This window comes from Candidatus Darwinibacter acetoxidans, assembly GCF_041936445.1.
GTDB lineage: Bacteria > Bacillota > Limnochordia > Darwinibacteriales > Darwinibacteriaceae > DTU010.
Genome location: NZ_JBHGXH010000059.1, coordinates 1 through 2,221 on the forward strand (window position 1 = coordinate 1; position 2,221 = coordinate 2,221).

The window sequence follows — 2,221 nt, forward strand, 5'->3', positions numbered from 1 at the left end:
TCGCCCTCCCTTTCTCACGCTTTCCTATGCTTTCTTATAGTTTATCTTTTAAGTCATAGCTTGTCAATATCTTTTATTGCTAATTAAGCGAAAGTGTGATAATTTATAAGAAAAAAGGAGAGGCAATAATGGAAAAACACTTTACACCCGAAGAAGTTGCCGAAAACCTTAAAGTTACCAGGAAAACAATTTATAACTGGATTCATGAAGGAAAACTCCAGGCCGTCAAGGTCGGTCACTTCTGGCGCATCAGCGAAACAGAACTTAAACGGCTTTTGAAAGGATAGCGGCCAAGGTAAAGGCTTTATCCCTCTGCTGTCATGTTCACCCTGCAAGCTCGGGTCCACTGGCAGAACGGCCCGCTCTCACTTATTCCAGCGGAATAAAGGCAAGTCTCACCTTTCAGGCCAGCACCAGGCCCGGCCACCATCCGGGCCAGTCTCCCCGTAGTTCGCGCAGCCCTCCCGACCAGCTTTCTTATTTTATTTTAACGATCATTCCCGCAGCTCCTTTCCCTTCGCCTCTTGATACTGTACCAAGGGGTCGCCTAAAAACCCTTGGTGTATAGCGGAATTTTCGGGCCTGACACACTTAATACACACTCACCAGCCCTCCGGTTTCTGCACCGGCCTGATAAAACTGCGCTTTTCGCCATACCAGCAGGCCAGGGCTGCGGCCAGCACCAGGTCATCATGAACGCCCTCTCTCCATGCTTCGTAGCTGTCATGAGCCGTCTTGACGTTTATTTTCACCTTGAAGTTAAGCAGCTCTTCTATCAGTACCGGCGCCAGGGGCAACCTGCCGGCCACCTTCAACCTGCCGGATTGAAACAGCACCTGAAGGGTTGTTACCAGGTCCCGCTTTGGGACATGGAATCCGCCGCCTCCTACAGTAACCGCGTTGCCGCCGGTTATCGTTATCGCCACTGGCCGCAGGCCGGCTTTACGGAAAAGGTCCACCACGGGCCGGCCAACGCCGGTAGCGTCCACCACCAGGGTCGCCTGATTTAATAGCTGCCTGGAGCGCATCAGAGCCTGCACCTGCTCAACTATGGCCGGATAGGGGGTTCCCAGCTTTGGCCGTTCTAAATGGCGAATATGGTATTCATAGGGCCTGGGGTCGTAGCGGTATGCTTTGCGCTCTATCGCCACCAGGGCCGTATAGTCCTGCGCCTGTCCCAGATCAAGGCCGACAAAAAACTTATTCACCTTCAGCACCTCCGAAAAGGGGTTTTACTTCTTCCGTTATCGCCGCCTGCACCAGGTCATAACTAAACACCTGGTCCACCGTTTCAACAAATTCACAAAGATATTCCTGCCGAAACCACCAATCGCCCAGGGCCTGCCGTTCTTCCTCTAAGAACTCCGGGCTAATTCTCGGGCAATCGTGAGCCGTGATCATGATCCGCTCCCAGCTCTCGCCGCCGTTTGTCCATTCTTCAAAGAAATGGCCGCGCTTACCAAAGGGAGTTGACATAAGTATAAGCCGGCCACCGCTTACCGCCAGCATCGGCCTAACGCTAAAATAAAGTTCATCTACTACCCTAGCCGCTTCATCTTCGACAATTAGATCAGCACCGCTATAACCCCTAACGGTAGCCTCCTTACCAGGCAAAGATACAATTCTGCTTTTATTAGTTAGGGTCATGCTCAACCGATTATCTTCCGTCAGCTCTGGCTGTTCATCCAGCCGCTTTAATGCCTCCTGCACCTTGCGGAAAAGCTCGCCTGACTGCCTCAGGGAAGGGCTGACCAGCAGCACCAGGGAAGCAGGATAAAACAACGCCCTGTGCAGCGCCAAGATCGCCGCCGTGGTGCTCTTGCCGCTCTGCCTGGAGCAGTTTAAGAGTAACCGCTTCCCGCTCCACCGCAACGCCTGGGCCTGCCAGGGGTCAGGGATAAAGCTCAATGCTTCCCGGGCAAAAGCCACCGGGTCTAGGGCCTGCACCAGATTACCGGCCAGCATCAGCTTCAGCCTCCTTTACTGCCTGGGCCAGGGCAAGCCGGGCCTCGGGCCAGGGTTCCAGGGTCTGAAGGATTACTGTCCGCAGCTCCAGCCACTGGGGGGCCAGCACCACGTTAACGGTTCCCTCTTGCTGTAGCTCACCCTGTAACTTCGCTAAAAGTTCCAGACAGGCTCTCGCTTCTCGTATGCCAGTTAAAGCCGTCCGCAGCTCCCCGGCCTGCTCCGCTTTGGTAAGGATTGAAAGGGCCTTGTCCCG

Annotated in this window: 3 protein-coding genes and 1 pseudogene; 1 reads left to right on the forward strand and 3 read right to left on the reverse strand. The window is 53.9% G+C overall.

The genetic code is table 11. The annotated features are described in order from the left end of the window. Positions 1-128: 128 nt before the first annotated feature. Positions 129-287: a helix-turn-helix domain-containing protein gene (locus tag ACE4YL_RS02265; RefSeq protein ID WP_461369103.1), complete on the forward strand. Its 159-nt coding sequence runs from the start codon at positions 129-131 to the stop codon at positions 285-287. A 315-nt stretch (positions 288-602) separates the two neighbouring features. Here the strand turns inward: ACE4YL_RS02265 and ACE4YL_RS02270 are convergent, their stop codons facing one another. The 3 genes and pseudogenes from ACE4YL_RS02270 to ACE4YL_RS02280 all read right to left on the reverse strand — a co-directional run. Beyond that, positions 603-1,208, reverse strand: coding sequence for a phage terminase large subunit family protein (locus ACE4YL_RS02270; RefSeq protein WP_461369104.1), 606 nt, complete (start codon positions 1,206-1,208; stop codon positions 603-605). After that, entirely contained in the window at positions 1,201-1,965 is a 765-nt protein-coding gene (locus ACE4YL_RS02275; RefSeq protein WP_461369105.1) for a terminase large subunit domain-containing protein, read from the reverse strand. Before ACE4YL_RS02275 ends, ACE4YL_RS02270 begins: the two co-directional genes overlap by 8 nt. Then, a pseudogene (locus ACE4YL_RS02280) lies at positions 1,952-2,221 on the reverse strand (hypothetical protein); the annotation flags it as partial. The pseudogene ACE4YL_RS02280 and the gene ACE4YL_RS02275, both read right to left, overlap by 14 nt.

What these genes read in the sequence shown, in the direction of transcription:
- ACE4YL_RS02265 (WP_461369103.1), top strand. Translation starts at nt 129, where the DNA reads ATGGAAAAACACTTTACACCCGAAGAAGTTGCCGAAAACCTTAAAGTT.
- ACE4YL_RS02275 (WP_461369105.1), bottom strand. Translation starts at nt 1,965, where the DNA reads ATGCTGGCCGGTAATCTGGTGCAGGCCCTAGACCCGGTGGCTTTTGCC.